The 25,557-nt window shown below is 51.5% G+C and carries 32 protein-coding genes and 5 pseudogenes; 31 read left to right on the top strand and 6 right to left on the bottom strand.

From position 1 onward, the window contains the following. Positions 1-131 precede the first annotated feature (131 nt). The 3 genes from AAIG26_RS10995 to AAIG26_RS10985 form a co-directional block, all read right to left on the bottom strand. Positions 132-956: a DUF2303 family protein gene (locus AAIG26_RS10995; RefSeq protein WP_343179788.1), complete on the bottom strand. Its 825-nt coding sequence runs from the start codon at positions 954-956 to the stop codon at positions 132-134. A gap of 38 nt (positions 957-994) precedes the next feature. Next, complete coding sequence (locus tag AAIG26_RS10990) at positions 995-1,357, bottom strand: hypothetical protein (RefSeq protein ID WP_131412208.1); 363 nt, start codon at positions 1,355-1,357, stop codon at positions 995-997. 585 nt (positions 1,358-1,942) lie between these two features. Then, positions 1,943-2,617, bottom strand: coding sequence for a LexA family transcriptional regulator (locus AAIG26_RS10985; RefSeq protein WP_343179787.1), 675 nt, complete (start codon positions 2,615-2,617; stop codon positions 1,943-1,945). 88 nt (positions 2,618-2,705) lie between these two features. Here AAIG26_RS10985 and AAIG26_RS10980 point away from each other — a divergent pair, with 88 nt between their 5' ends. The 11 genes from AAIG26_RS10980 (at position 2,706) to AAIG26_RS10930 (ending at position 9,011) form a co-directional block, all read left to right on the top strand. Beyond that, positions 2,706-2,906: a YdaS family helix-turn-helix protein gene (locus AAIG26_RS10980; RefSeq protein WP_249881018.1), complete on the top strand. Its 201-nt coding sequence runs from the start codon at positions 2,706-2,708 to the stop codon at positions 2,904-2,906. Between the two features lie 41 nt (positions 2,907-2,947). Then, on the top strand, positions 2,948-3,472 hold the full coding sequence (locus AAIG26_RS10975) for a YmfL family putative regulatory protein (protein WP_343179786.1): 525 nt from the start codon (positions 2,948-2,950) through the stop codon (positions 3,470-3,472). Between the two features lie 175 nt (positions 3,473-3,647). Continuing rightward, positions 3,648-3,833, top strand: coding sequence for a DUF4222 domain-containing protein (locus tag AAIG26_RS10970; protein WP_343179785.1), 186 nt, complete (start codon positions 3,648-3,650; stop codon positions 3,831-3,833). Beyond that, positions 3,823-4,704, top strand: coding sequence for a conserved phage C-terminal domain-containing protein (locus tag AAIG26_RS10965; protein WP_343179784.1), 882 nt, complete (start codon positions 3,823-3,825; stop codon positions 4,702-4,704). Before AAIG26_RS10970 ends, AAIG26_RS10965 begins: the two co-directional genes overlap by 11 nt. Beyond that, positions 4,701-5,132 (top strand): PerC family transcriptional regulator, encoded by a 432-nt coding sequence (locus AAIG26_RS10960; protein ID WP_343179783.1) that lies wholly within the window; start codon positions 4,701-4,703, stop codon positions 5,130-5,132. Before AAIG26_RS10965 ends, AAIG26_RS10960 begins: the two co-directional genes overlap by 4 nt. Beyond that, positions 5,129-6,001 carry a Dam family site-specific DNA-(adenine-N6)-methyltransferase gene (locus tag AAIG26_RS10955; protein WP_343179782.1) on the top strand — a complete coding sequence of 291 codons (873 nt, stop codon included), beginning with the start codon at positions 5,129-5,131 and terminating at the stop codon, positions 5,999-6,001. Before AAIG26_RS10960 ends, AAIG26_RS10955 begins: the two co-directional genes overlap by 4 nt. A 9-nt stretch (positions 6,002-6,010) precedes the next feature. Next, the gene (locus AAIG26_RS10950) at positions 6,011-6,349 is read left to right on the top strand and encodes a LexA family transcriptional regulator (protein WP_343179781.1); all 339 of its coding nucleotides are present in this window, start codon (positions 6,011-6,013) and stop codon (positions 6,347-6,349) included. Further along, entirely contained in the window at positions 6,346-6,729 is a 384-nt protein-coding gene (locus AAIG26_RS10945) for a RusA family crossover junction endodeoxyribonuclease (RefSeq protein ID WP_343179780.1), read from the top strand. The genes AAIG26_RS10950 and AAIG26_RS10945 overlap by 4 nt, the downstream gene beginning before the upstream one ends. A 101-nt stretch (positions 6,730-6,830) precedes the next feature. Beyond that, the gene (locus AAIG26_RS10940; RefSeq protein ID WP_343180321.1) at positions 6,831-7,652 is read left to right on the top strand and encodes a KilA-N domain-containing protein; all 822 of its coding nucleotides are present in this window, start codon (positions 6,831-6,833) and stop codon (positions 7,650-7,652) included. 7 nt (positions 7,653-7,659) lie between these two features. Next, the gene (locus tag AAIG26_RS10935) at positions 7,660-8,652 is read left to right on the top strand and encodes a DUF968 domain-containing protein (RefSeq protein ID WP_343179779.1); all 993 of its coding nucleotides are present in this window, start codon (positions 7,660-7,662) and stop codon (positions 8,650-8,652) included. A 14-nt stretch (positions 8,653-8,666) separates the two neighbouring features. Continuing rightward, a complete protein-coding gene (locus tag AAIG26_RS10930; RefSeq protein ID WP_343179778.1) occupies positions 8,667-9,011 on the top strand; it encodes an antiterminator Q family protein in 345 nt (114 codons plus the stop codon). 29 nt (positions 9,012-9,040) lie between these two features. On the opposite strand, the gene AAIG26_RS10925 is transcribed toward AAIG26_RS10930, so the two are convergent. Continuing rightward, complete coding sequence (locus AAIG26_RS10925; protein WP_343179777.1) at positions 9,041-10,123, bottom strand: hypothetical protein; 1,083 nt, start codon at positions 10,121-10,123, stop codon at positions 9,041-9,043. 335 nt (positions 10,124-10,458) lie between these two features. Between AAIG26_RS10925 and AAIG26_RS10920 the strand changes: the two genes are divergently transcribed. The 10 genes and pseudogenes from AAIG26_RS10920 to AAIG26_RS10875 all read left to right on the top strand — a co-directional run. After that, positions 10,459-11,526 carry a site-specific DNA-methyltransferase gene (locus AAIG26_RS10920; protein ID WP_343179776.1) on the top strand — a complete coding sequence of 356 codons (1,068 nt, stop codon included), beginning with the start codon at positions 10,459-10,461 and terminating at the stop codon, positions 11,524-11,526. A gap of 184 nt (positions 11,527-11,710) precedes the next feature. Beyond that, entirely contained in the window at positions 11,711-12,205 is a 495-nt protein-coding gene (locus tag AAIG26_RS10915) for a hypothetical protein (RefSeq protein ID WP_045514570.1), read from the top strand. Between the two features lie 102 nt (positions 12,206-12,307). Next, on the top strand, positions 12,308-12,688 hold the full coding sequence (locus AAIG26_RS10910) for a phage holin family protein (RefSeq protein ID WP_020454456.1): 381 nt from the start codon (positions 12,308-12,310) through the stop codon (positions 12,686-12,688). After that, complete coding sequence (locus AAIG26_RS10905) at positions 12,675-12,959, top strand: phage holin family protein (protein ID WP_160270661.1); 285 nt, start codon at positions 12,675-12,677, stop codon at positions 12,957-12,959. Before AAIG26_RS10910 ends, AAIG26_RS10905 begins: the two co-directional genes overlap by 14 nt. Further along, complete coding sequence (locus AAIG26_RS10900; RefSeq protein ID WP_343180320.1) at positions 12,956-13,399, top strand: lysozyme; 444 nt, start codon at positions 12,956-12,958, stop codon at positions 13,397-13,399. Before AAIG26_RS10905 ends, AAIG26_RS10900 begins: the two co-directional genes overlap by 4 nt. Continuing rightward, on the top strand, positions 13,399-13,932 hold the full coding sequence (locus AAIG26_RS10895) for a hypothetical protein (protein WP_343180319.1): 534 nt from the start codon (positions 13,399-13,401) through the stop codon (positions 13,930-13,932). The genes AAIG26_RS10900 and AAIG26_RS10895 overlap by 1 nt, the downstream gene beginning before the upstream one ends. Positions 13,933-14,136: 204 nt before the next feature. Further along, positions 14,137-14,481 carry a hypothetical protein gene (locus tag AAIG26_RS10890; protein ID WP_343179775.1) on the top strand — a complete coding sequence of 115 codons (345 nt, stop codon included), beginning with the start codon at positions 14,137-14,139 and terminating at the stop codon, positions 14,479-14,481. 117 nt (positions 14,482-14,598) lie between these two features. After that, on the top strand, positions 14,599-14,871 hold the full coding sequence (locus AAIG26_RS10885; RefSeq protein ID WP_343179774.1) for a hypothetical protein: 273 nt from the start codon (positions 14,599-14,601) through the stop codon (positions 14,869-14,871). Positions 14,872-14,927: 56 nt separating this feature from the next. Continuing rightward, positions 14,928-15,110, top strand: a complete 183-nt coding sequence (locus AAIG26_RS10880; RefSeq protein ID WP_343179773.1) for a hypothetical protein — start codon at positions 14,928-14,930, stop codon at positions 15,108-15,110. A gap of 401 nt (positions 15,111-15,511) precedes the next feature. Beyond that, positions 15,512-15,619: pseudogene (locus AAIG26_RS10875) on the top strand (terminase); the annotation flags it as partial. Here AAIG26_RS10875 and AAIG26_RS10870 read toward each other — a convergent pair. Next, a pseudogene (locus AAIG26_RS10870) lies at positions 15,615-17,297 on the bottom strand (terminase gpA endonuclease subunit); the annotation flags it as partial. The pseudogenes AAIG26_RS10875 and AAIG26_RS10870 sit on opposite strands and share 5 nt — an antisense overlap. Further along, positions 17,297-17,701, bottom strand: a pseudogene (locus AAIG26_RS10865) (DUF1441 family protein); the annotation flags it as partial. The pseudogenes AAIG26_RS10865 and AAIG26_RS10870, both read right to left, overlap by 1 nt. Between AAIG26_RS10865 and AAIG26_RS10860 the strand changes: the two are divergent. The 10 genes and pseudogenes from AAIG26_RS10860 to AAIG26_RS10815 all read left to right on the top strand — a co-directional run. Next, positions 17,680-18,111, top strand: a pseudogene (locus AAIG26_RS10860) (terminase gpA endonuclease subunit); the annotation flags it as partial. The pseudogenes AAIG26_RS10865 and AAIG26_RS10860 overlap by 22 nt on opposite strands. Then, positions 18,108-18,320, top strand: coding sequence for a hypothetical protein (locus AAIG26_RS10855; RefSeq protein ID WP_343179772.1), 213 nt, complete (start codon positions 18,108-18,110; stop codon positions 18,318-18,320). The pseudogene AAIG26_RS10860 and the gene AAIG26_RS10855, both read left to right, overlap by 4 nt. After that, positions 18,320-19,828, top strand: coding sequence for a phage portal protein (locus tag AAIG26_RS10850; protein ID WP_343179771.1), 1,509 nt, complete (start codon positions 18,320-18,322; stop codon positions 19,826-19,828). The genes AAIG26_RS10855 and AAIG26_RS10850 overlap by 1 nt, the downstream gene beginning before the upstream one ends. After that, a pseudogene (locus AAIG26_RS10845) lies at positions 19,773-21,365 on the top strand (ClpP-like prohead protease/major capsid protein fusion protein); the annotation flags it as partial. The gene AAIG26_RS10850 and the pseudogene AAIG26_RS10845, both read left to right, overlap by 56 nt. 5 nt (positions 21,366-21,370) lie before the next feature. Further along, the gene (locus AAIG26_RS10840; RefSeq protein WP_343180318.1) at positions 21,371-22,342 is read left to right on the top strand and encodes a phage tail tape measure protein; all 972 of its coding nucleotides are present in this window, start codon (positions 21,371-21,373) and stop codon (positions 22,340-22,342) included. A gap of 4 nt (positions 22,343-22,346) precedes the next feature. Further along, positions 22,347-22,694, top strand: a complete 348-nt coding sequence (locus tag AAIG26_RS10835) for a phage tail protein (protein WP_343179770.1) — start codon at positions 22,347-22,349, stop codon at positions 22,692-22,694. Then, positions 22,691-23,446, top strand: a complete 756-nt coding sequence (locus AAIG26_RS10830) for a phage minor tail protein L (protein WP_343179769.1) — start codon at positions 22,691-22,693, stop codon at positions 23,444-23,446. Before AAIG26_RS10835 ends, AAIG26_RS10830 begins: the two co-directional genes overlap by 4 nt. Position 23,447: 1 nt before the next feature. Continuing rightward, positions 23,448-24,152, top strand: a complete 705-nt coding sequence (locus AAIG26_RS10825; RefSeq protein WP_343179768.1) for a C40 family peptidase — start codon at positions 23,448-23,450, stop codon at positions 24,150-24,152. 146 nt (positions 24,153-24,298) lie between these two features. Beyond that, positions 24,299-24,850 carry a YniB family protein gene (locus tag AAIG26_RS10820; RefSeq protein WP_343179767.1) on the top strand — a complete coding sequence of 184 codons (552 nt, stop codon included), beginning with the start codon at positions 24,299-24,301 and terminating at the stop codon, positions 24,848-24,850. 82 nt (positions 24,851-24,932) lie between these two features. Continuing rightward, positions 24,933-25,523, top strand: a complete 591-nt coding sequence (locus AAIG26_RS10815) for a tail assembly protein (protein WP_343179766.1) — start codon at positions 24,933-24,935, stop codon at positions 25,521-25,523. Positions 25,524-25,557: the final 34 nt, after the last annotated feature.

Raw genomic sequence — 25,557 nt, 5'->3', positions numbered from 1 at the left:
CATTGCGTTGTATCTCCTTTGCGCGCTGCAACGCGCGATTTTTGGATGCACGAATCCCTCGCCGGGTGGCGATAATTAAATTGATTTCGCTTCCAGAAATGCCCCGCTGCGGGGCATTTGCAGCAGAGAAATTAAGCGCTGAAGGTACCGATAAATGTTTCCACGCTACTGCCTTTGAATTTTTCTACGAGCAGATCGCGGAATTCGGCGGCCATCTCTTCTTCGTAGCTTTCCAGTTGCGTGATACGCAGAACCAGCACCGGATTGTCGCTGGCGAGAATACTCATGCGAAGCTTGATGCGGTATTCACCAAGCCCTTCATAAGGGACACACTTAAATTCGAACGCCACCGGCATAATGTCTTTGCTCTTGGCTTCAACACTTTCCATTACAGAGCGCTTACCGCTGAAGTCCTGATCTTCAAATTCCGCGCTGCGAATCGCGTCGATTGTAATTTTGCGAACAGCCGCCGCCGCGCGCTTGGCTTCAATAACCTGTCCGTCGGCATCGAACCCGGTGACATAATCAGACCAATCTTCCAGCCACTCAGCCAGTTGCTTCTGGTTGTTGCGATCGCCGTTAATATTCAGCAGCGCGGTATACGATGAGGTGCGTTTTAGTGCCAGAACAGCTTTGTTATCTGCATGACCGGGATTTTCCAGCGTGCCCAGGTTGAATACGGATACCGCTGCCATGCTGTCGGCATTGATAAAACAGCGGGTGCCGTCAGCAGCATAGTCGCTGGAGTAGCGGACGAAATCTTCGATACTCTGGGTTTCCATCTTTCCGCGGAACCGAAAACGGGTGGTATATAGCTCTTCCAGACTTTCCACGCTTACATCTTTCGGCAGCGCGACAGCCGGGCAGTCAGCGCCAGCGAGCTTTTCTTCAACCAACTGACTGAAAACCAGATCGCGGATCTGACTGATGGCGGTTGAGTCGACTTGTTGAGACATGGTTTTTCCTTACGTGATTGATTAAGAAACCGGGCCGGTTAGCGCTGTGCCTGGTTCGGCTGGCCCTGAAGGGTGAACAGTTGCCCCTGGTCTTCCTGCAACACGGTGAGCTTCCCGCCGCGGTTGACATACATCGGGGTTTCAGTAGTGTCTTCTTCTGACGACTTGCCTCGCGGTGTGGGCTTAACGAAAGCCAGCTTATGCACGATGCCCACGCGCTTTTCTTCCATCGAATTGCTAAGGCGGGAAATGTCGAAAGTGAGTGTCACCTTGCCTTTGTTGCCGTTGTTAAGCACGCCCAGGGCAACTTCATTCAGTGCTGCAGCCACTTTCGTTTCGAATACACCGCCGTCGAGTTCCCCGAAGAAGTCGGGGATATTGGTCAAACGTTCTTTGTCCATCGGTTTTACCCTCTGAATGGCGGCAGACACCGCCGGTTAGTATCTCCACACAACACAGGAGAGCACCTGCGGTGAGAAGCCGCCCGACGGGATTGGGGAATGAGCCGTCCCGGCGGTGATGCTCTCTTGTGTTGCGTAAAAAATTGCGGCGCCCTCACGGGAAAGATCAGACGCCGCCAAAGTATTACCAGTTGGCATTATTGGTTTGCTGTGACACCGGTGCGCTGCATCGCGCTTACGAACATCACAACGGAGAGAGCACTGCCGCCACCCCTTGCGGGATAACCCGTCTATCTGCCTGGCGGTAGGGCGTTTCCTGGCATCTTCAGTGCTCTTTCCTGTTGTGCCCGGACTCTTCCCGGTGGTCACACCGAATCGCCACGATGGTGAATCGCTCAGGCCAAAGTACGGGGCTGGCTTGCACATTCCGGCTACCCGCTTGGGTTAGGGATACTGTCAAGTGAACCCACCGGACCGCTAACGACGCATGTGTCATACGTCGGTGTTGCTTACAGGTACATTATGTACCGCAAGGGTACATTGTCAAGCGCAAAAAAACCTGCCGGAGCAGGTTTATTGAATTGTTTAATTTTTTATCTTATTTCTTCGTGGCTTACCTGAAAAAATGACGGTTCCTATAATTGAGCAGTTACCGTTTATTTTCATGTAAGGCTCAGGCCAGTTTGGATTTAGCGCTTTCAGGTACTTACTGCCGCCATCCTCAATAAGCCGTTTGAAAGTTGTTTCTCCGGTTTCATGCATAAGAGCTATTACATCATCACCATGGGATGCAGCTACTTCCGGGTCTACAAAAATCATATCGCCTGGACTGTATTCCGTAATCATTGAATCCCCTATGACTCGAAGAATGTAGGTCATAGGGCTACAAGCTACAGGGCATGGGTAGTTTTCCGTCACACTTAAATCAACCTCTGTATAACCTGCTTCTGTCCATGCGCCTGCTTGTACCCAAGATATTACCGGCACCAATGTGAATGTTTTATTAGTATTCGACACATCCAGCGCTTTGGAAACATTAGTGGTTTGATGTTCTTGATCCATCCAGCCTGTCGGCAGGTTGAAACATTTCTCGATGTGGCGAGCCATATCATCGCCTATGTTTTTTGTTGCCCCATTCCCCATGAAGCGGCTTGTTTGAGTTGGGTCGCGGTCAATCATGGCGGCAAATGAAGTATTGCCACCCGCACCATCTCTGAGTTTCCGAGCGTTATCCCGGCGAATTTCGTTTATCGTTTTCATTCAGAAATTAAACATCGTGTACCTTATGGGTACAAGTACCTTGAGGGTTCATTATTTTCGTGTAATATGTACACAGGAGGTACATAACATGAAAGACTACTGGGATTCATTAACCAAAGGGCAGCAAGGCGAGTTAGCCAAATGTGTCGGCTCAACTCCTGGTTATCTACGCCTTGTTTTTAATGGCTACAAAAAAGCTGGTTTCTCATTAGCTAAAAAGCTGGAAGAGAAAACGGGCGGTTCTATTACCAAGTCGGATCTGCGTCCGGATATTTATCCGAAACAGTAACAGCAGTTGCGCTGTTCGGTAACTACCAAAGGAAAAACAAGATGGTAGAGCACAGTTTGAAAGAAGTGGTTAAAGCGATGTGTAAAGCCTATCCCGGTGGTCGTGAAGCGATGGCCGGTGCGCTTGGCATGACCGCCACGCAGTTCAATAACAACCTCTACGAGAAAAACGGCTGCCGGTTTTTTGAAGTGACAGAGCTGGAAGCGATGGAGGACTTATCGAATACCTCATTCCTGGCTGATTACTTTGCTAAGCGCCGCGGCTGTCTGCTGGTGGAAGTTCCAACCTTTGAAGATCTCGATCGCGTCGACCTTTTCAGCAGGGCGATGCGCACCGCCGCAGCTCGCGGGCAGGTTGATCAGATTATCCAAAAGGCACTGGAAGACGGGGTGATTGAACAGCATGAAGCAGAACTTATCCACGAATATCACCGCCGTCATATGGCTGCGCGTGAAGAAGAAGTCGCGGCAATCATCGAATTATTCAGCCGCAAAAGAAGTGACGCCAGCAGGTTGCAGCCTCTGGCGTCGTGGCGTGTCGATCGTTGTGGAGATACCTACGCATGAACAGTTTAAACCGATATCGGCCAGCTAAGCAATTCCGCTGCCCACCGCTGGTGGGGCGTAATGCACCGTTCGGCTATGAGGAAAGAGTACGCGGTACCGCTGACGTCCACAACTACCAGCGAGCCGACGGAATGGTAGAGGCGTTTGCCACTATGAACGAGCAGGGGCGCGAAGAATGGCTGAAGTTAACCGGCGGTTCAGAGACCACCGCGGAATCCCGGTACGGGTCATCCGCTGGGAGCCAGAAAAGCAGCGCGTTATCTATCTTCGTGAAGCGCAAGGTTACGAGCATGAATGCTTCAGCCCGCTTGAGCAGTTCCAGCGTAAATTCAGAGAAATAAAGGACGACCATGAGCACTAAATTAACCGGTTACGTCTGGGACGCCTGTGCCGCTTCTGGCATGAAGCTGTCCAGCGTGGCGATCATGGCGCGCCTGGCTGACTTCAGCAACGACGAGGGCGTGTGCTGGCCGTCCATCGAGACGATTGCCCGCCAGCTTGGCGCAGGCGTTAGTACGGTACGTACCGCCATTGGTAAGCTGGAGGATGAAGGGTGGCTGTCACGCAAACAGCGCCGCAACGGCAACCGTAATGCATCTAACGTCTATCAACTCAACGTGGCAAAACTCCAGGCTGCTGCCTTTTCTCACCTGTCAGATTCTGACCCGTCGAAATCTGACGCATCAAATTCTGATGCATCAAAATCTGACCCGTCAAAATTCGACGCGTCGAAATCGAGCAAAACCGGCAGTTTTCACCCCCCAGAATCTGGCGGGGATCCGTCAGTAAATTCAAAACAAGATCCATCAGATAAAAAACCTTCTTGTCCGGTTGCTGCGCAACCCGACGTTGCGGTGGTTATCACCGATCAGGCTAAACAGGTTTTGACTTACCTGAACCAGAAGACCGGATCACGGTATCAGGTCAGTAAATCTTCGCTGGATAACATCCGCGCTCGCCTTGGTGACGGTTTCACCGTTGCTGAGCTGGATCTTGTTGTGGACTACACGACCGCAAAATGGGGGCAGGATCTGCGCATGGCTGAATACCTGCGCCCGACAACGCTTTTCCTGCCGTCAAAATTCCCTGGTTACCTTCAGGCAGCGAACAAGTGGGTTGAGGCAGGGCGCCCGGAACGCCGTAACGGCGAATGGGTAAGCAGCACAGCAGCGCGGGCCAGTTTCCAGAATGTTGACTACACGCTGCCGGAAAACGCGGGGTTCCGGTCATGAGCACGTTTGCCGAAGTACTCGAATACATTCAGCAAAACGGCGAATGCACCACTAGCGAGGTGTGTTGCGGCCTGGAAAATCTGGATCTCAGAGTTGTACAGCGCACGCTTGAGCGCCTGGCGAGCATCGGCCAGTTAAAGCGCAAGCCGCTTGGCCGCTTTTTCCTGTATTACACCGACGCACCGATTGCCCCCAGCGAAACAGGCCGTCCGGTTGAACTGGCGAACAAGGCACTTGATCTGGAGGCAAGGGGCTTACGCCGTCGCGCTGCCACTGTATGGCTGGAAGCCTTTGAGTGTGCAAAAACGCCGCAGGCCAGAGCGTGCTTCGCGCTGCGCCGGGCAAAGTGCCTGTCAGGAATGACGCGCGGTGTCGCTGATGGTGCCGGTAACCGCTGGAACGAAACCAATATCGGGGGTTCACAGTGAGCCAGGTAGATAACATCATTACCATTGCCAGACCATCAGAAACGCCAGCGCCGCGCATTTACCAGCGCCCGTTCCTCAAATGGGCTGGTGGCAAGTATTCACTGCTGCCAGAATTTGATCGCCTCATCCCGGCGGGTAAACGCCTCATCGAACCATTCGTGGGCGGCGGTTCGGTCTTCATCAACTCTGATAAGCATGAAAGTTTCCTGCTGGCGGATGTAAACGCTGATCTGATCAACCTGTACCAGATGCTGACAGTGGTTCCCGAGCTGGTAACCGAGTGGGCTAAGGGATTATTTGAAAAGCTGAATGATCTGGACGGCTTTATAGCGTGCCGTGAAGAGTTCAACGAGCAGAAAATGTCCGGGCCTGAGCGGGCCGCAGCCTTTCTGTATCTCAATCGCCACTGTTTCAATGGTCTGATCCGCTACAACAGCAACGGTGATTTTAATGTCGGCTGGGGGAAGAAACACAATCCGTATTTCCCCGAGAAAGAGCTGCTTGCCTTTTCCGCTATCTCTAAAAAATGCGTATTCATGAACGCCGGGTACCGCCGCACGCTGGCACTGGCAGGTGAGGGTGATGTCGTTTACTGCGATCCGCCGTATGAACCTATGCCCGGTACCGCCGGTTTTACCAACTATGCCGCCGGGGGGTTTACATGGGACGACCAGCAGGAGTTAGCGCGCTGCTGTGTTGCTGCGCATCGACGTGGCGCCAGAGTGGTGATCAGCAATTCCACCGCGCCCCGCATCATCGAGCTTTACAAGGGGCATGGCTTCGACCTGCACCACGTCAGCGCCCGCCGCGCCATATCGAGCAAAGGCAGCACGCGCGAAACCGCCACCGACATCGTGGCCATTCTCTGAGGGGGAACCGTGGAAGCACGTAAACCACTGACTGACCGGCAGCAGCAGGTGCTTAATGCGCTGGTGGATTTTCACAACATGCACGGCTACCCGCCGACCTACACCGAGCTTGCGGCGCTGATTGGCGTCGCGTCTGGCAATGCTGCTTTTGAACACCTTCGCGCCCTGGTGAAAAAAGGCTACATCACGATCGCCAGCGGCACCGCGCGAGGCATCAAAGTGATTGGCGTAAACGACACACTGGCCCTCGATGAGGCCGAAGAAGTGATCCGCGCGCTACTGGCGGGTGAGGAAAGCTCGGCTGATCTGGCTCATGAATGGCTGAAACGCAGAGGGTCCGAGGCATGAAGCTAATTTTACCCTTCCCGCCGAGCGTCAACACATACTGGCGTGCTCCGAATAAAGGGCCGCTTAAAGGCCGCCACCTCATCAGCGCCGCCGGGCGTAAATATCAGAGCGACGCCTGCGCGGCAATTATCGAGCAGTTGCGCCGTCTGCCAAAGCCATCCAGCGAACCAGCTTCAGTGGAGGTCATTCTCTACCCGCCGGACGCACGCCGCCGGGATATCGACAACTACAACAAGGCGCTGCTGGACTCGCTGACGCATGCCGGAGTGTGGGAGGACGACAGGCAGGTTAAACGTCTGCTGGTGGAGTGGGGGCCGGTAGTGAAGGGCGGCAGGGTTGATGTCACGATCACCCTACTAAATAAAGTGGTGAATGGATGAACAGTATTCCCATGCTCTTTACAAAAGAAGTTGGTAAGGTCGAATTGTGTCAGCGAAACGGGGTTGCAGTCCCGCTCGCATTTCAAACGGTGGAGAAAAAAATGAATCAATTACTCATGATTGACGGCGTTTCCGTACGTCAATTTTTTGAATCCCATTATTGCCTCAACGACCTTCAGAAAGCAGCGGTAAACGCCCAGGGAGAAACCCGATCGGCTCGCTCAATGGAAGTCTATGAGTTCATGCGCAGACCTGAGACGCAGGCGCTTGTTGAATTGCTCGAAAAAGAAACTACGGGAATTTCCCGTAGTGCCCCTGTGATGGCAGTTCAGGGGCGTAACGGTGGCACTTACGTCTGCAAGGAGTTGGTTTACGCTTATGCTATGTGGATCAGTCCGGCATTTCACCTTAAGGTAATCCGTACCTTTGATCGTGCTATCACTACTGTAGATCATGCTTCCTCTGCTGCCGCCGATAAAATGCAGGCTGGCATCATACTGCTCGGCTTCATGCAGAAATCATTAAACCTTTCCAACTCTTCAGTGCTTGGCGCCTGTCAGAAACTCCAGGAAGCTGTCGGTCTTCCTAATCTGGCACCACAGTACGCTATCGATGCGCCCGCTGACGCGCTTGACGGCTCCAGCCGCCCAACGCAGTCTCTTAGCGCGCTGCTGAAAACTCACAAAATAGCGATGACTGCTGCCCAGGCATACCAGCAATTGTCAAAGCTTGGCATCGTTGAGCACAAAGAGCGCCGCAGCCGTAGCGGCAGCAATGGGGTTAAACGTTTCTGGTCCCTGACCGCTAAAGGCTGCATGTACGGCAAAAATATCACCAGCCCGGCAAACCCGCGAGAGACTCAGCCGCATTTCTTTGAGTCCCGGTTCGCTGATCTGCTGCGCCTGCTCGATACAGTGCATTGAGGCCGTTTTGAGAGCGCTACTGACTCCAGTGGTTGTCACTGAGCTTGGGCTGGTCATGTTCCGCCCTGGCGTTTCCCTGCTGCCGCATTTTCGCCGCGGGCGCATGTTGCTTGAGAACGAACCCGAGCGCCTGGCGGGTATGCCGAACGGTGAACTGCCACCAGCAGAGCAGCCGCTGGCGGAAGATCCGGCGCTGGTGGGTGTCTTCGAAAATGAAGCGGTGTTGCGCCGTGCCGGTGGCATTAACGGTCTGGAAAGCTGGCTTGAATCCGGTACCGGATGCCAGTGGCCACACGAAAGCTGGCACGATGAGAACATGACAACCATGCGGCACGCACCGGGCGCGATCCGGCTGTGCTGGCACTGCGACAATATCCTGCGCGAGCACAGCACCGAGCAACTGGCGACCATAGCCAGGGCAAACTGCGCCGCCTACATCCTCACGACCGCCCGCCGTGAGCTTGGCTTTGACGACTCCCATTCACTGACGCTGCCGGAGTTCTGCTGGTGGCTGGCGCGTTACGGCCTCGTAGACGTACTGCCGGAGGAAGCCGCACGGCAGGTTCTACTTATGCCAAAGCCGGTCATAAAGTCGGTAACGCGCGAGCTTGATCTGGTGCCAGGCATGCCGCAGGCGCGGGAAATTGTTGAGGAAGTGGCAAAGCAGGTGCTGGCGCTGCGTATCGATCCGGAGACGCCGGAATCCTTCATGCTGCGTCCTAAGCGCCGCCGCTGGGAAAACGAGAAGTACACCCGCTGGGTAAAAGTGCAGCAATGCATGTGCTGCAACAACCCGGCAGACGACCCGCACCACCTGATTGGCCACGGTAATGGGGGAATGGGTACAAAGGCGCACGACCTGTTTGTGATCCCGCTTTGCAGAGCGCATCACGACGCGTTGCACGCTGACACCGTGGCATTTGAAGAAAAATATGGCAGCCAGCTTGTGCTGGTATTTCGGGTATTAGATCGCGCGCTGGCCATCGGCGTGCTGGCGTAAAGTGGAGATGACTGATGCGTGATATGTATGAAGTGATGGATATGTGGGGAGCTTGGGCAGCATCGGATAATAGTGGTGTTGACTGGCAACCCATAGCGGCAGGGTTTAAAGGCCTCCTGCCTCATGGTAAGAAATCTCGTATTCAATGCGATGATGATGAAGGGATCATGATTGATGGGTGTGTGGCGCTTCTGCGTAAATATAAACCAGAAGAGTATGAGCTTGTCATGGCCCATTTTGTTATTGGAATTTCGTTGCGAACGATAGCGAAGAAGCGGAAGTGTTCCGATGGAACTGTCAGGAAGGAGATGCAGACGGCTATGGGATTTATTGATGGTTGCCTGTCAATGTTATATTAAAAATATATAGAGGGGTTTCCCCCTCTTTTTTACTTGTTGTTATCGTCTTCTTTTCTTAAAGTCACTTTGGCATCAACACTAATTTTTTTCTCTTGGTTCATAGCGGATGAAGCTTTAGATATAAAATTAATAGTTGCTGCACTTGCGGCTGACGCCCCTTCAAAGAAAGCGGACATTATGAATGTGATAGCTACCAACCCAGCCAGCAAGAGAGCTATACACGCTAACGGTATGGCAAAGTATTCTCGATTTTCATTCCACCAAATATGATTTCTAAATGAACTGGTGGACGAATAGCACTGGTCATATGTATCAAAAGCTCCGACTTGTTCTATATACAAGTCACGATATATATTTTTAAATGCTAAGCAGGCGCCGTATTTATTTACAGCAAAAATAGGAGGCGTTGATTTCATTTTATTCTCTATCTCTGCTATCTCAGCTTGTTGCTGCTTTTTCTTTTGTAATAATTCGTTAAGGTAATTTATGTTTTCACGTTGTTTTTTAACAAGTGCGATTTGATCTTTTTTTGATTTCTCTATTGCCTCGTTAATACATTCTTGCTTTGATGTCGGCTTTTGTTCATCGTATTTCTTTTTCATTGCCCCGCCTACGCAAATGTATTCTGGTAAACGTCTGTCTATTTTAAAATCATCTGATGCTAAGGGTATATAAGTTAATGTGCGTTGTTTGTGTGGGGATGAATATTTATAAGATGAATCAAAATAATACGAGTACGGAGAAGACATTTCCTCTCCCTCAGCAATTGTGAGTGTGCGAATTTCTTCAGTTGGTTTAATTAAGGACTCAGGTGGAATGATATTGCCCTCATCGTCTTTTTCAAGGCTGCGTTCTGTGGATTGTATGAAAAGTTCTAATGAATTGCTTTCGTAACCAGACAATATGTTTGTTGACTTTGGGTTTGAAGCCTGCTCAGGAGTGAGATAACCCTGTGAAAGATACAATAAGAAAAATGTGCGTCCTAAGTTTGTATTCTCAAATTCATCATCGAATTTAATGCTAATTGCTGTAGTTGAAGCTATGGCAAAAATAATAGCTGCGATACTAATTTTTAATTTGTTACGTTTAATTATCTGGTATACGGTGACCATTTTAATCCTTACTCTGTGTGCTTTGTCCGAAAAGAAGAAATGAGTCTCAGAAAACGAGCAATTCTCTACCAGTTCAAAAAATTTTCAAGTCTAAAATTCTGCTAACGCGTACGCATTTTTTCGTTTAACGTGTTAAGGATGGTCGCTTAGACACGAACTTAAAACGCTTTCGAACCCCGCTCTAACGGGGTTTTTCTTTTTGTGAAAATGGGCGGCTGGTGGGTGTTGTCGCACCCGACCAGCCATTCGCTCATGTTTGAGGTCACAAGCGAACCAGGGCCCACTGCTTTAGCGCAAAAGCATAGTGAGCCTATCAGAGTCCTGCTGACTGATCCATGAAAAATACTGTAAATTTAAACAGTGTTGATTTAATCAATGCTGACTGCCTGCATTACATCGCAACCCTTCCTGATAACTCAATTGACCTGATTGTTACCGATCCGCCTTACTTCAAGGTTAAACCGAATGGCTGGGACAATCAGTGGAAAGGCGACGAGGATTATTTAAAGTGGCTCGATGGCTGCCTGGCGCAGTTCTGGCGAGTCCTCAAACCATCGGGCAGCATCTATCTGTTTTGCGGCCACAGGCTTGCGGCAGATATCGAACTGATGATGCGCCGCCGGTTCAGTGTGCTGAATCACATCATCTGGGCGAAACCGTCCGGAAGGTGGAACGGCTGTAATAAAGAAAGCCTGCGGGCTTACTTCCCGGCGACTGAGCGGATTCTTTTCGCCGAACATTATCTGGGGCCGTACCGACCTAAAGATGATGGATATGAGCAGAAAGGGACTGAGATAAAGCAAAGCCTGATGGCTCCCCTGATTGAATATTTCCGGAACGCCCGCGCATCACTTGGCGTGACGGCAAAGGAAATTGCAGACGCCACCGGCAAGAAGAATATGGTTTCGCACTGGTTCGGTGCCAGCCAGTGGCAACTACCGGGCGAAGCTGATTACCTGAAGTTGCAGGCGCTGTTCACGCGCATAGCGACAGAGAAGCAGCAGCGGAGCGGGCTGGTTCAGCCACACCATCAGCTGGTGGTCACGTACCATTCGCTTAACCGTAAATACTGCGAGCTACTGGAAGAATACAAATCGCTACGGCGTCCCTTTGCTGTCACCGCGGCGGTTCCGTATACGGACGTATGGACCTACAAGCCGGTGCAGTTCTATCCTGGCAAACATCCGTGTGAAAAACCTGCGGACATGCTCAGGGACATTATCAACGCCAGCAGCAGGCCCGGTGATCTGATCGCTGATTTCTTTATGGGCTCAGGTTCTACGGTTAAAGAAGCGGTGAAACTTGGCCGCCGTGCGATCGGTGTTGAACTTGAAACAGAGCGTTTCAATCAGACAGTTGCTGAAGTGTCAGAAGTGTCGCCTGCGAAAGGTAATAGAACATAAAGGCCCGTTTAATCGGGTTTCGCTATTTGGCTGCCAAATACTTTGGTGTTGTTCTAATTGCGGACTTACTAAACTTTTCTATTCATTTTCCGATAACAACTTTCGGTGCTATCGGGTTTGGTCATCCAGTGTTTTTACAACCTTGCTTGATGGAAGAGTTTTTCCTGCTTAACAAGGAGCGTGTATGAATAGAAATTTATCAAGTTCACAAATCAGAATAGAAAAAACCATAAATTTAAAATCTTGGCTTTTTGGCGCGCTGGCCGCTTTCATCTTAAGCTTCATAGCAATTAATTTTCTTCCAAAGGATTCATTTCTCCGGATTTCAAGCTTGATAGCTTTAACCGCTATTGCTTTGGTTCCGGCAAAAAAAATATTCTATCTTGTACTTTCTGCTGATTCTCGTTGTAAGGCCTGTAATGCACAATTTTCTGTACAACGGGTTGATTCAAAAAAAGATTTTCTTACAGCTATACCGCGTAAAAAAATCAAAAACGAGGGGAAGGTTGGAGGGTATGGGCCTGACGTCGGTAAACAAATTATAGTCCATGAATCCTGGACGGAAGAGCGTTACAAAATCACCGATACCTTTACTTGTGCTGAATGTGGTGACACTCACGTATCCACACGTGTCACAACCCAGAGAACGGGTTATTCCAGTACGAAGATACGTAAATGATAATTTTTCTTAACTAACTGGATCTCATAAAAGGCTGCCTTATGCAGCCTTTTTTTATTCCCCTCATTCTGAGAGGACTCACAGCATATACGAGGGGGCTAAATGTCCGAACCTGTTTCCGGTTCCGCTGCGGCGGCGAGTGCTTTAACCGGTGCCAGTTTGTATGGCTTGTTAACTGGCACCGATTACGGCGTTGTGTTCGGTGCGTTCGCTGGTGCCGTGTTCTATGTCGCCACGGCTGCCGATCTGACGATTCTCCGCCGTTCGGCCTACTTCATCGTTTCTTACTTCGCTGGCGTGTACGGCTCCGGGCTGGTGGGTTCAATGCTGGCGAGCATCACCCATTACAGTGATAAACCGCTTGATGCGCTCGGCGCGGTTTTGCTTTCCGCTGTGGCGATTAAGACGCTCACCTTCTTCAGCGAGCAGGATCCCCTGTCGCTGCTGCAAAGGTGGCGGGGAGGGACAAATGGTAACAAGTGATCCGCTGGTGCTGACTAACGTGGTGACCAGTACCGCTATCGTTCTGCGACTGATGATGTTTCGTAAGCCCGGCGGGCGACACAACTGGTGGGCGTCATGGCTGGCTTATCTGATCATCCTGGCTTATGCCACGGTGCCATTCCGTTTCATGTTCAATTTCTATTTCCATGTTCACTGGGCGACCGTGCTGATGAATCTCATCATCTGCGCTGCTGTATTCGCGGCGCGCGGTAACGTAGCCCGGATTTTTCACGTACTGAGGCCAGAATAATGCAGATCAGCGATAAGGGCATTGCACTCATCAAACAGTTTGAAGGTCTGCGGCTGACGGCATATCAGGACAGCGTTGGCGTATGGACGATCGGCTATGGCTGGGCGCAGCCGGTGGACGGGAAACCAATCCGCGCAGGGATGACCATCAAAGAGGAAACGGCAGAGCGCCTGTTGCGTACCGGGCTGGTGAGCTACGAGAGCGACGTTTCGAAGCTCGTAAAAGTGAAGCTAACGCAGGGCCAGTTCGATGCGCTGGTTTCTTTCGCCTACAACCTCGGCCCGCTTCCTCTTTCAACCTCGACGCTGCTGAAAAAAATCAACGCAGGGGATTACCGCGGCGCCGCCGATGAGTTCCCGCGCTGGAACAAAGCTGGCGGGCAGGTGCTGGCTGGTCTAACCCGACGCCGTGAGGCAGAGCGTGCTCTGTTCCTGTCGTGATGAACCGCATAACAGCTATTGCATCAATTGCGGCGGTAGTCGTTATTGCCGTTCTGGCCGCGCTGCTGGCATTTGCAAAAGCTGACCTGTCTACAGCCGAAAGCGATAACCGCGTCCTGAAGAGTGACAACGCGCTGCAGGGGCAGGTGATTGCCACGCAGGCATTCAACGTGAACCGGTTTAACAAGGTGGCGCAACTGGCTGCAAGCGCTAACGCTGTGGTTGCCAGCGATGCCGAAAAAACCGTTATTGAATACCGGGAGATTCTTCGCCGTGAGAAAACCTGTGATCTGCCTGTTCCTGCTGACATTGCTCGCGGGTTGCTCGAGTACGCCTACCGTTTACGTGCCAGCGCAATGCACGCCGATCCCGGCCAGCCTGACACAGCCGATGTTAGTGCCGCTGCCACCAGCGGGCTGACATATTGCCAGGCGGTGCTATGGATTAAGCCTCTACTCGCCACCATCGAGCAGGGTAATAACAACTTTGCTGGTATCCGGGATATAGAGAGTCAGCGGCAGCAACAAAAATAGCCCTCCGAAGAGCGCGATTGGAGAAATATTTCGTTTTTCTGAATTGATCGCGGGGCTGCTGGCGAATATTGAGCAATGCCTTTGATGATTAAGTGGCTGTAAATAAAAACAGCTTTTATGTGTACTTTTATGCATTGATAGTTTTATTATTGTTGAGAGTAAATCTAATTCAATCAATAATTTAACTTTGGTAAAATGGTATCTATGAAACGCATAAAGGTATTGTTTGTAGCGCTTTTTCTTGCAGGGTGTACTAATTTCTCCGCACAGCAACCTTATCGTTCCGCGAATGGTGAGCGTATGGTCATTAGCGCAAATATGCCCAATGGTATGTTGAAGTTGTGGGTGAACGATGTCCTGGTGGTTGACGATACATCCCTTAACCAGGATAAAAGCCTCGCAGCAGCTTTCAGCCAAAGCTATACAAACGTTTACAATGGTACCTATAAGGGGCAAAAAGTTATGGCTCGCTGTAAGTTTACCCGTGACTCAAGGGAGTGCGATGTGTTCGTCGATGGCGAGCATGCAGCCAACCTCTTCCTGAGATAAATTTTATGCCATAGGGACTACAGCAGGCATTCACTGAGTGCCTGTGATAATGCTTTTTATACGGACAAAATCAGTTTAATGTTTGATTCCTGATAGTGATAACAAAGGGGATAAAGCATGCCTGATCTGTCGCCGTTGGATTCGTGGTTAAAAGTTAGTACGTGGGACACTCATCAACCTTCGGATGAAGAGCGATTTTATAAATCGATTTATAAATTAATTTTATCAAATGAGAAGTTAGTTGAACCTCAATATATCCGTGATTACATTATCGGCTATCATGCAAAAAGTAATAATCATGAGCATTTAGATAACATTGCTGGGATATATACCGAGAAATACGATATTATTTTTAGCTTCTTATATGAAAATAAAATAAACCTAAATTGAATTATTTATTCCATTAAAGCCACTGGCTTCCGCTGGTGGCTTTTTAAGGCGGCGCTATGAACAGAGACGAAACAACCAAGATGAAGGTCATCATTGATGGAAATTTAACTGAGGTTCCCTTCCATTACGAAGAATGGAGCGGTGGACGCACTGTTAAGGTTCCTGACCTGACAGGCAACTTTATTAGTGTCATGACGATAGATTCCCGCATACCGCAGTTTATTACCGATCCTCAGTAACACTCATATCTAAAACTAAGGTCGCTAAGGCGGCCTTTTTTATTGCGCTTCGCATGCGCTAAACAATCGAGAGTCTTTCAGTCGTGAGCCTGGGGAAAGCTGTTTTCTCGGGCGGCTGTCCCATGCGACAGGCTCACATCTAAAAGGAACGCAATAGGCAGGTCGCTATCGATAGTATCGCGTATGTCCAGCCATTGCCCGACGCCTCTCATTAACGTTAATGATAGCCATTATCGTTTCAATGGGTCCTCCCGGCGGGGTCGCCAGCCACGGGGCGACGCGTCCGCGGGTTTCGGCTAGTTTTCGCGTTTTATAGTCATCATCATCATGTGGGCAGCTTATTGATTTTTAAGGTGTCCGCTTTTCAATGATGTCGAATTGTTCAAAAAGTGTTCATCATCATGGACCAGGAAATCGCAGCGTTAAAACTCAATATCAACCAGCTCGCCGGTATCACTGGCGTCCACCGGCAGACGGTTGCAGCACGGCTGAAAAATGTCAGCCCGGCACATCACCCGCGGCTTTTGCCCGACGGGTGGACCTGTCAGTGTTATCAGGGAATGTGCGGGTGATGAGTTTTGAGCGTCTAACGCTGTCGCCCTTGAAGAGAAATATCCTTTTACCCAGTCCATCCCGGCGGCATTGGCGCCAGAATTTATAGGCATTGTCGGTGACGCCATCCTCACCGCCGGAATCGACCGCCATTGCCATCAGTCGCATGCGTTTTTTCGGGTCGCCTGACAGAGGCCAGGACTTTTCAAACACATCAGAAAGCAGTAAATCCCAGTCCTCGGGATAACTGGCTGGATCTACCGGGTAACACTCTCCATCCTGGCTGGTTCGCAAGGATTGGCGAATGTTGTAGCGATCAACTACCCATCGTTCTCCCTGAGCACCATACCCGGTCACCTGAACCACAAACCGGCGGGATTTACCGCCCTGAACGTCGACAGTCGCCACAATAAATTCAACACCGTCGGGTACTGCGCGTTTGGGCACATCTTCGGCACGCTGCTCAAGCAGTTCGCTTTTACGCTGTTCAAGACTGGCGCGGGGCAGATAAGGCCTGCCAAAGTCGGTATTAACCACCGTTTTGAGCGTTTCCTCACTCCGGGTGGCTTCATACTCCTGCTCAGCCGTGAGGAATTTATAAATCATCTGCGCCCATGTCTGGTACGCAGCAGCGGGCCCCTCCATCCAGAACGATGCGATACGCGAGCGACGTGGTTCACCGAATCGATTGCCATCCCGGTCTATTTTTTCCCCGTCGCGTAGCCAGACATGCCGGATATTCAGTTCACGCTTCATCTCCGGAGTTATCCTGCCCTTGCAGGCAGGGCACTGGAGATAAGCGGCTTCACTTGCCAGAACCGGATCCGCCGTTTCCCTGTACCCCGCCATATTGGCGATTTCTGGCTGGAAATATTCGTGGCAATGCGGACACTGCCAGTACAGGCGGCGACGGTCGCCACGATTAAATAAAGAGAGGATACCGGTAGTCGGCGGCGCTTCATGTGGCGATGCAGGCCGCCATTTAGTGTCACGAATATCGCGACCGGGCGAGCTTTCGACCAGGGTCATGCCGCCGGACATAAACGTGGTTGTTCGTTTTGAACCGAGTGAAAACGCATCACCTTCCCCGTCAATATCTTCGGGGAACCGGTCGTAGTCAGTAAGCGCCACACTTTTATAGTCCGACGACGACATGATATTGACCGATGGCCAGCCGAGTTTGAGGTAGTTACCCGCCCGGAATGTCCGGTCATGGACGTTATTGTCATTGCGGCGGGGACTCAGCCGGGCTTTGACTTCCGGACTGCAGCGGAATGTCCTGTCGAGGCGCTTTTTCGAGTGCTCGCGCGCTTTCTCCTCGGAAACCTGGATGACCAGCATGTCAGCCGGATCACAGACAATGTTGTAGACAATCCAGCCATCGATCAGACCAATGGTTTTCCCGGTTCGGGCTGGCCCGACAAAAACCACTGCATCATATTCCCGCGATGCCAGGCAATTCATCGGCTCAATAATATAAGGTGCAAGATTTGGATCCCACGGTACGGAGTTACCCGCGCCCATCGGCACACGCATATATGAGCTGACCGCATCGGCCACCTGCATACGACGCGGGGCACGTAAAATGCCGGAGACATCGCGGCGGATCCCCCTGGCTGATGCCCGTTTTGCCATCAGTCCTCCTCTGGCTCTCCCTCCTCTGGTTCGGCGTCCATTACTTTTTGTGCCACCTGGTCGCGCAGATCATCGATAACACTCTGTACGCGCGATACCGCAACCGGCGTCAGCGCGCAGTCGCGCTCAAGAATATCCGGGAGCGTCTCAAGCACCATAACGACAGCTTTCGCCATTAATGAAAATTCCCGTGCAACGTCTTCGGCCGGTATCAGTTGATTTGTGTCGACCTCGAATTTCAGCCGCTCATTTTCAGCTTTCCAGTGCGCGAGCCTGTCTGCTGGCTCCATCTCTTCCACGTTTGCCGTGGAGACGGTCGGGATCATCAGTTCGCACAGAATGTCTGTGACGAGATAAAGTTTCAGTTTGCTGTTACTGCCGGGTGCCGCTGTATCTTCTACAGACAGATGCACTTAAAGACCAGGTTAATAACGCCTTATGGCGCGAATCCCCTGGTCCGAATTATGTGCATTTCCCGAAATGGCTCGGCAGCTGGTTTTACGACGAACTGACGTATGAGGAGCGATCAACCGATGGCAAATGGAGCAAACCGGGGCGCGGCGCGAATGAAGCCTTCGACCTGCTTGTCTATGCCAGCGCGCTGGCGACCCTTCACGGCTACGAGAAAATCAAATGGCCGGATGCACCTGAGTGGGCACGGCGGGAAACCTGGATGGAGGACGCGCCGGCGGAAACTGGCGAAACGCCACCCGCGCCGGAAGTTCATCCCGTGCCGGTAGTTAAAAGCCGGCGTAAAAAGTCGAAATCCGAAACAGAAGCAAACCCGTGGGCTACGTCAGGAGGCTGGGTGTGAACCAGAGTGATATTGAAGCCATGATCCAGCGTTATACCGACGCAGAAATGGCGGTGCTGGGCGGCAAGTCCATTACCTTTAACGGGCAGCAGATGAGCTTTGAAAATCTGGCCGAGATCCGTAAGGGACGGCAGGAGTGGGAGCGTCGACTGGCTACGATTAACAACAAACGCCGGGGCAGACCGGGCTACAGACTGGCGAGGTTCTGATGACCATCCTTGACGATGCAATCGGACTTTTTTCGCCGGCATGGAAAGCTTCACGGCTGCGGGCAAGGGCGGTGATACAGGCTTATGAAGCCGCGAGACCGTCCCGGACTCACAAGGCACGCCGGGAAAATCGGTCCGCTAACCAGCTGAGCCAGATGGGCGCCGTTTCCCTTCGGGAGCAGGCGCGCTGGCTCGACAACAACAACGATCTGGTGATCGGCATTTTCGACAAACTGGAAGAGCGTGTCGTGGGAGCGAACGGGATTGTGGTGGAGCCACACCCCAAGATGAACAGCGGCAAAATTGCGAAAAAGCTGGTGGTGGATATCCGCAAGAAGTTCGCTGAATGGTCTGTTAAGCCTGAAGTCACCGGCCAGTTCACCCGCCCCATGCTGGAGCGACTTATGCTTCGCAGTTGGCTGCGTGACGGTGAAGTATTCGCCCAGATAGTCAGCGGAACGGGCAACGGACTGGTGCCCTCAGCGCGGATCCCATTCTGGCTGGAGGCGCTGGAAGCGGATTTCGTCCCGATGAACAGCGATGAATCCCGCAAACTCAGCCAGGGGGTTTACCTTGATGACTGGGGGCGTCCGAAAGCCTATCAGGTCTACAAGATTCTGCCGGTTAGCGGGAAACAACTCGACACCAAGGATGTTGATGCGGAAAACATGCTGCACCTGAAGTATACCCGGCGGCTGCATCAGACCCGCGGCAATTCGTTGCTATCCGGTGTCCTGATGCGGCTCAGTGCCCTGAAAGAGTATGAGGATTCAGAGCTGACTGCCGCACGTATTGCCGCCGCGCTGGGTATGTATATCAAAAAAGGAGACGGGCAAAGTTATGAGGATGATTCAGCGGGAACGGGCAAAGATGACCGCGAGCTGATGATCCAGCCCGGTATGCTGTATGACGACCTGCAGCCCGGTGAAGAGATCGGGATGATTAAATCTGACCGCCCCAATCCCAACCTGGAGACTTTCCGCAACGGCCAGCTGCGCGCCGTCGCTGCCGGCACCCGCCTGAGTTTTTCGAGTACTGCGAGAAACTACAACGGGACCTACAGCGCGCAGCGTCAGGAGCTGGTGGAGTCCACCGACGGCTACCTTATCCTGCAGAACTGGTTTATCGGCGCGATAACCCGACCAATGTATCGGGCCTGGCTGAAAATGGCGGTGGCATCCGGTGAAATTGTGGTGCCGCGTGGTGTCGACATGGACACGCTCTATAACGCCGTCTACTCCGGCCCGGTGATGCCATGGATTGACCCGGTAAAAGAGGCCAACGCCTGGAAAACCCAGATCAGGGGTGGTGCCGCCACTGAATCTGACTGGGTGCGCGCCAGTGGTCGCAATCCTGATGACGTTAAATCCCGTCGCAAAGCTGAAATCGACGAAAACAAAGAACTGGGGCTGGTGTTTGATACAGACCCTTCCAATGATAAAGGAGGCACCAGTGCCGAAGTTAAAGAGCCGGGCGCGCCACCGTCCGAAAGCCAGCGCAAAAAGTAACTCCTGGTTCCGCATGCAGGCCAGCGGGAGCAGTACGGCCGATATTTTTATTTATGATGAGATCGGCTACTGGGGGGTAACGGCAAAACAGTTTGTCAGCGATTTAAAGGCGATGGGTGATATCAGCCTGATCAATCTTCACATCAATTCACCGGGTGGCGATGTCTTTGACGGCATCGCCATTTTTAATGCGCTGAAGCATCACGGTGCGTCCATCACTGTTCACATTGATGGTCTGGCCGCGTCGATGGCGTCAGTCATCGCGATGGTCGGCAACCCGGTCATCATGCCGGAAAATACCATGATGATGATCCACAAACCATGGGGTTTTGCGGGTGGTGATGCCAACGATATGCGCGATTACGCTGACCTGCTGGATAAGGTCGAATCCGTGCTTATTCCGGCTTATGCGCAGAAAACAGGCAAGTCCACTGAGGAGATTGCCGCCCTGCTTGAAGATGAAACCTGGATGAATGGTGCAGAGTGCCTCGCCATGGGTTTCGCCGATCAGGTTACCCCTTCACTGCAGGCGATGGCCTGTATTCATTCCAAACGTATTGAGGAATTCGAAAAAATGCCAAGCAGCATTCGCAATATGATCACGCCGCCGCGCAACAGCGCCCAGCGCGAGAATCCGGCACCGCAAAACACTCCGGACACGCCTTCCGGTGCGGACGAAACAACAATTCGTGCCCAGGTGCTGGCGGAGCAGAAAGCCCGCGTTAACGGCATCGGCGATCTCTTCGCGATGTTTGGCGGGAAACATCAGGAGCTTCAGGCCAAATGTGTTGCGGATCCGGAATGTTCCGTCGACCAGGCCAAAGACCTGCTCCTGGCTGAGCTCGGAAAAACGTCCACGCCATCCAACAAAACCACACCGGCTCACATTTATGCGGGCAACGGTAATTTCTGCGGCGATGGTATCCGCCAGGCGCTGATGGCGCGCGCTGGGTTTGAAGATCAGGAGCGGGATAACGTTTATAACGGCATGACCCTGCGTGAATATGCGCGGATGTCCCTGACTGAACGCGGAATTGGTGTTGCAAGCCATAATCCGATGCAGATGGTCGGCCTGGCGCTGACGCACAGCACCTCTGATTTTGGCAATATTCTGCTCGATGTTGCCAACAAAGCGTTGTTGCAGGGCTGGGATGAAGCGGAAGAGACATTCCAGCGCTGGACCAAAAAAGGCCAGTTGTCTGACTTTAAAACGGCGCACCGCGTCGGTATGGGCGGCTTCCCGTCGTTGCGACAGGTTCGCGAGGGGGCCGAATACAAATATGTCACCACAGGGGATAAAGGCGAAACCATTGCGCTGGCCACTTACGGTGAGATTTTCTCTGTCACCCGTCAGGCCATTATCAACGATGATCTGAATCAGTTAACGGATGTCCCGATGAAGATGGGGCGCGCGGCTAAAGGCACCATCGGCGATCTGGTTTATGCCGTACTCACCAAAAACGCGAAACTCTCCGACGGAAAAGGCATTTTCCATGCAGATCACAAAAACCTGTCCCAGGGTGCTATTTCCGTAAGCGAAAGCTGACGAAGCAGGAACAGTCCCTGCTTTCCAGTAAAGAGCAGGTTATTGCGCTGGCGCAGCAGAAAGCCTTGCTTGGCGATCAGATTGTTGCGCAGGAACAACTGAATAAGCGTATGGACACGGCGAGCAAATATGTCACGCAGATGTCCGCGAAACAGGCGGCGCTGAGAAATTCAGCAACGCTAAGTGATCGTGATGCATCCCGACAAAATTCATTTGCCCAGCTTGAGAGTGGCTGGCTGAACGCCGGCGGTAAGCTGACAGATACCGATTATCAGCAAGAACTGACGGCCTTGCGCGCTTATTACGCTGAAGAGGATAAATTGCGCGGCGACTGGCAGGCTGGCGCGAAAAAAGGATTTGCTGAATTTGCAGATACGGCCACCAACGTTTATTCGCAGGTACAGCAGATTTCGCAGGGCGCCTTCACGGGTATGTCATCGCAGCTCACTGATTTTCTGACTACAGGCAAATCAAACTTCAAAGACTTTCTCACCACCTTTCTTAAAGGGATCGTTCAGATGGTGAGCCAACTGGCAGTTCTGCGGACTGCGAAAGCCGCGCTGGGCGGTACCGCCGTTGGTTCATTTCTGGGATTTGCTGGTGGCGGGTTCACCGGACAGGGTGGTAAGTACGATCCTGCCGGTATTGTGCATCGAGGTGAGTTTGTCTTTCATCAGGAGGCGACGAAACGCATTGGTGTAGGAAATCTCTATCGCCTGATGCGTGGTTACGCCAGCGGAGGGTTCGTCGGCAATGCTTCTTCCTCTCTTTCTGTTCCTCCGGCAGGTGTCAGTGTTTACGCTCCGGTTTCCGTTGTCACTCAACAAAACGGGAACGGTCAGGCGGGAGCATCAAACGACAGGGTTGGCCGCGCTTACCAGCAGGTCATTGATCAATCAGTGAGAGACGGCATTGCTAAGGCGCTGCGTCCTGGCGGTCTGATTTGGGCAGCAAATAATACCAGGTGATGAGATGGCGATCGAAGCTTTTATCTGGCCGATACAGTCGGCCGGACAACCCACGACAAAGGTTAAAGATATCGTCAGAAAAGCGCAGTTTGGTGACGGGTATGCCCAGGTCAGTGGTACGGGACTGCATACCGAGTCGCTGACCTTTGATTTTTCTTTCACGGGCCGCACAGAACTGGCACTGGAGATGTATTCATTTCTGCGCCGGCACAAGACGAAATCATTTTCTTTTAAACCACCGTTCGGTGTTATGGCTCTCTGGCGTGTTGAGGCTGACAGCCTGCAACAGGTGGTTAAAAGCCAAAACGTCATGACGATCACCGCTACTTTTGAACAGGCGTTTGCACCATGAGTTTAAACAGCGACTATCAAAAACTGGAGCCGGGAAACACGGTCAGACTTATTGAGGTTGATGGCACCGCTTTCGGTGTGGGCGATGTTCTTCGTTTTCACAGCCACAACATCCCTCACACTGAGGCGGAAATTACCACGGCGGGTGGTGACGAAACCCTGCTGCCGGCGAAATCTGTCTGGTGGCAGGGGAACGAATATAAAGCCTGGCCGTATGAACTGGACGGGATTGAGGCGTCAACCAGTGGCAGCAGCGCATCACCGAAGCTGTCTGTCGCCAACCTTGACGCGTCGATCACTGCGCTGTGCCTTGCCTACGATGATATGTTGCAGGCGAAAGTCACCATCCACGAAACGCTGGCGCAGTACCTGGATGCGCAGAACTTTGCAGAGGGAAATCCGACGGCAGATCCGCTGCAGGAAAAAATGCAGGTCTGGTATATCGATGCAAAAAGCAGCGAGACAAACGAAGTCGTGGAGTTCACGCTTTCCAGCCCGATGGATTTACAGGGACTGATGATCCCGACGCGCCAGTTACATTCGCTTTGTACCTGGTGCATTCGCGGCCAGTACCGTTCCGGTAATGGCTGTGATTATGCCGGGACGCGCTATTTCGATAAGCACAATAACCCGGTAAGCGATCCGTCGCTGGATGAATGCAACGGCACTCTGACAGGGTGCAAACTGCGTTTCGGGGAAAACAATGAACTGTCGTTTGGCGGATTCCCAGGCACATCGCTGATCCGGAGCTGATATGCATCAGAAAATCATTGATGCCATTATGGCGCATGCCGCAGCCGAATATCCCCGCGAGTGCTGCGGTCTGGTGGTGCAGAAAAGCCGGGTGGAACGCTACTTTCCGTGCCGCAATATTGCCGAAAAACCGGAGGACAATTTTATCCTCTGCCCGGAGGATTATGCAGCCGCAGAAGACTGGGGAACTGTCACCGCTATTGCACACAGTCACCCCGACGCCACCACCCAGCCCAGCGAGACGGACAAGGCGCAATGCGACCTGAGCGCGCTACCGTGGCACATTGTGAGCTGGCCTGAAGGCGACTTTCGCACCATCCTGCCTCGCGGTGAACTGCCGCTGCTGGAGCGACCGTTTGTTCTCGGTGTCTACGATTGCTGGGGGCTGGTGATGAGCTGGTTTCGGCAGACGCACGGCATTGAACTGCCTGATTACCGTGTCGATTATCCTTGGTGGGAAGACCGGTATCCCGATAATTTATACCAGGACAACTGGTACGAATGTGGATTCCGGGAGGTGTCCGGCGCGCCAGCTCCCGGCGACCTGCTGATCATGCAGGTGCAGGCAAATAAGTGGAATCATGCGGCGATCCTGCTGGAAGGTAACATGATATTGCACCATCTGTACGGACGACTGAGCAATCGTGAGCCATGGGGGGGATACTGGAAGGAGCGAACCATGCTCATTGTTAGATTAAAATCCTGACTTAATAGAGATAAGTAAAAAAATATTATGTTTTATTCCTTTTGCCATATGAATTATAAAAGCAGTCAGGCTGGAGTGTTATTAATTGCTAATGGTTATTCCTTTATATTATAGTTTGTTGTCGGCTTAAATATTAAGGGTTTTTTATGAACTATAAGCAAGCAATTAAGAAAATAAGATTAAATAGGTGTGTAGGTGTATTACTTATTTTTTTTGGTATCGTGATAACGATATTTTCTTTTTTAAAATATTTATACGTTAAAGCAAATAATATCGCGGGTGATGATTTGCTGGGTGGTCTTGGTAACATAGTTAAAAATATCATTTTAGCCATCTACAATATTCCATGGATTCCTAAGGCTCTTTGGCTGAGATCTCCTAATATCAATCCTGATAATATTTTATCGTCAGGGAATATTTTATTTCTCTTATTTTATATCATGATATTGGTTGGGGTGTCTTTTTGGTCCTCTGCCAGTGAGTTGTCGTCACGTTTGGAAAAAATTCGTATTAAGATCGCCAATGAACAATTGGCTGCGTCTATTCGTGGAGAGCCCCGGCCTGATATTGATAAAGTCATTGGTGGTGTGGTGGTTGATAAGAAGGGGATATATTCTAAGCTCCATGAATTATATATTGCACCTCTCATTGTTACTGTGCTTGGTGCTTTATTGACTTACCTGTTTAACTTGAATTGATTTGTCATCATACAACGTATTAATTTCACATTCCTCTATTTTTAAAAAAAGACCGACTGTCGGTCTTTTTTATGGAAAGAAAATGAACGAAATAATGACCAGAATTGAATTGGGTGGTGTCCTTGGGAAAACTTTCGGTAGGGTTCACTACCGCCTGATTCGCACAACACACGAAGCAACGCGTGCGCTGGCTGCTACCGTTAAAGGTTTTGAGCAGTTCATGATTTCCAGCAAGAGGCGTGGGCTTACCTATGCTGTATTCAAGGGTAAAAGAAACATCTCTGAGCAGGATATTGGTTATCCGGTATCGGGTGAAGTAATACGCATTGTCCCGGTTATTATTGGCAGCAAACGTGCTGGCTTCCTACAGACCATTCTTGGTGTGGCGCTCATAGCTGCTGCCGCCTTTGCCCCATGGGGAGCTGCAGTCTGGGCAAGCGATATTGCTTTTAAGGTCGGCGCGGTCATGGCGCTGGGCGGGGTGGTCCAGATGCTTTCACCTCAACCTGGCGGGATCGCCAAAACACAAAGTGCCGATAACAAACCCTCTTATGCATTTGGTAGCGTAACCAACACAACCAGCCAGGGTTATCCGGTTCCGCTTCTTTACGGTAAACGCCGTATCGGCGGCGCGATTATTTCCGCCGGTATTTACGTCGAAGATCAGCAATAACACTTCATCTGCTTAATCACCGCCAACGGCGGTT

The organism is Kosakonia sp. PSU_27 (genome assembly GCF_039409795.1).
GTDB lineage: Bacteria > Pseudomonadota > Gammaproteobacteria > Enterobacterales > Enterobacteriaceae > Kosakonia.
Note: the sequence above shows the minus strand (reverse complement) of the source record. Positions and strands in the feature narration are given on the sequence as shown.